Below are 2,909 nucleotides of genomic sequence, written 5' to 3'. Positions count from 1 at the left end.
CGACAATGACAAGTGAGCAGTGGGAAACGGTTGATTACGACCCCTTTGCCCATGAAGAAGCATCACAGTCAGAGCAATGGGAGACCGTCGACTACGATCCGTTTGCAGGAGAAGACGAGCAGTGGGAAACGGTCGATTACGACCCCTTTGCTGGCAGCGACCAGTCTGCACACGATCATGTGCAAACGCAAAAAGACGACGCCAACCGCGCCGCGTTCTTTGCTGCTCCTGGGGCAATGTTCGACGGCATGGACGTTGACCCGGAGACGCATCAAGCTCCCATCGCACAGTATGTGGCGGATTACCCTTTGTCGGCATGGAGGACGGCCAAGGCGCTCGGCGTGGGAGCCTACGACGCCATCGCCAACCAAGCACCGAAGACATTCGCCCGGTTGTGGCGCGGATCGTCGTCTGATGATCTGGTAAAAGACCGCGAGACACAAGCCTACATCGATCAACAGGATAAGGAATCGCAAGAGCTGCAGAGCAAATACCTGACGGATGAAGAGTTGCAGGACACATTCCTTTTCGGCCTCCTCAAGAACAAAAGCGCATATGAGGGAGCACGCAACCTGTTCCCGACTGCAGCATCCATGGGGTCAGGCATCGGGGCCGGTGCATTGGCTGGCTCGGCATTTTCGCCAGGCGTAGGCACCGTCGTGGGTGCTGTCGCTGGTGGATTATCTGGCGGGACCATTGGCTATTCCGATTCCAAAAATGAATTTCTCGAATCCGCGTTAAAAGATTTCTACGCTAAGAATCCCAATGCAACGGATGACGAGGCCACTTCGTATCTCGACGAAATGCAACGTATCGGGACACGCATTGGGCTGTGGGAGGCGGTCCCGGAAGCTGCCAGTCAGATTGCGACGATGGGACTGGCGCGCGTTCCTTTAGGAGGAATACCCGGTCTGAACAAATTCCTCGAAATCCCCTGGGTCAAGAAATACGCAGCCAGTGAATTTGCGGAGACGGCAACAGGCAAGGCGCTTGCCAACATCGGGAAAGGCGGCGTGAAACTCGGCGCGGAGATGGGCGAGGAACATGCGACCGAATTCGCGACGTTCATGGGGCAGGAAAGCGAGAAGTATCACGCCGGACTTCGCGAGACGGAACCGACTCTCCAGGAATACATGGACACGCAAGGTGGTTCCGTCTCGGTCATGGCCGCGTTGGGCCTTGGGACAGGCTCCGCCATGAATCATTTTTTGCCTGAGATGCATGACGCGAAAAACACGCCGGACAAACTCAATGGTGAATTAGACCTTGATGCCCTGAACATGACGGGCGCTGCCGGATTCACGAAGGGTAACGCCATGTCTCGGGATGACATCATGAATTGGGTGACGTCGACCCGAGCCGGTCTCGGATTGTACCAGACGCTTTCCGATCTGTACAATGACGGACACACGGAACTCGCCACGAAGATACAAGTGACCTCGGCTGACCGCGGTGAACATGTCGAGCACTCGAAACATTATACCGGTGATGCCGTCGACATCAACCGTAAGGCGCTCACAGAAGACGAGCAAGAATTGTTCGCACAGTATGCCGCTCAGAACGGTCTCTCGCGCGATGTGAAGGGGGAGCCATGGCATTACTCGTATGTTGGAAAGGGGGCTGTCCAGGCCACAGAACGTGGCGCACGTCCCAAGCAACATGATGGAACGCCGGAATGGGAAGCTCCGGCTGTTGATCCGTCGTCGAAAACCGACCTCTTGCATGACGAAACGCCTCAGACACGCGATGATGCGGGCTGGTATTCCACGCAAAACGTGAATCAACGGTATGACGAGTCCCATCGCGAAGAGGCTCCGGCGTTCTCTTCTTCACTTGACGGCATGTTCTCTCCCGAGTCTCCATCGTTGGCATGGCAAGACGAGAATGAATTTGAAAAACTCCCGCCGGCTGCGACGCAACGGGCAACGGAACTGGCTTCTTACGTCCATGCGACGGCAGCGCAACAGACCATGGACAGCAACCGTGTCGTCAATCTCCTGCAACAGCTTGACGAGAAAAAACAGGCTGCCGCGCCGCACCTCAACACACTGAGCGCGATACAGCTTGCTCTTCAAAACGACCACCCGACACAGCCTCTCCCCGACGATGCCGCGACACCGCCATTCCCGGAATCGTCGCACAATATCGCCGCACAACTTGAGGCCATTCAAAACCCGCAATCCGGCAAGCGAGCCATGCTTGTCACTCCAGGATCGCCTTTGCCGACGGCTTTGCCCAAAGGTGTTCACCCCGTGGCGACGCAGCACGGCACGATTCTGACGACGGATCACGTTTTACGCGACCTCATCCCCTACGACATCGACGAGGAAACACTTGGAAAAGTCGTGTTGGGTGCGCCGTCTGTTCGTCCCGCTCCGGGGAGCGGCGTTGTTGCGCAGGCGCTTGACGATAAGGGACGCGTGATCAGCGAAACGCAGGTTGATCCAAGCCAAACGGAAGAGGCTGTTCAGGCGATGCAGGATCATTCGCCAACCGGACACACTCGCGTCATTTCGACCGGACAGGCGCTGCAGGAACGGCACGACGGCTTTTTGGCCGATCAGGTGCGACACGTGTCTGAACAAGGCCCGCAGGAATCAAGCAGCCGTCAAACAGCCGTCAAACAGCAAGGCGACGTCGTTTCATTTCCTGAGCCTCAAACGGTGTCTCAACGTATAACAAACGAGCCTCGCGTTGAAGAGAATTATAAAGACGAGAAAGACCGTAGGCTGCAACGTGGGGAGGCGACCTCTTCCCCCATTGCCCCAGACCATGGTCGGTCCCCGGCGGGCTTTTCCGGTGGTCACGTTGAATCTACGGATATCAATCCCATAGAATCTCATGATGTGAGCGTCAACGCAGACCAAGGACACGTGCTTCAAAAGGCTGAATCAGAGGTCGCTCCTATC

1 protein-coding gene is annotated in these 2,909 nt (G+C 56.4%); it reads left to right on the top strand.

Features of this window, described 5'->3' with window-relative positions; genetic code table 11:
• Window positions 1–2,909: hypothetical protein (locus tag G451_RS34635; protein WP_425387525.1), on the top strand; the 2,909-nt coding region annotated here is incomplete at both ends.

Source organism: Desulfovibrio inopinatus DSM 10711 (assembly GCF_000429305.1).
GTDB lineage: Bacteria > Desulfobacterota > Desulfovibrionia > Desulfovibrionales > Desulfovibrionaceae > Alteridesulfovibrio > Alteridesulfovibrio inopinatus.
This window is presented reverse-complemented; position numbering and strand designations above follow the sequence as displayed.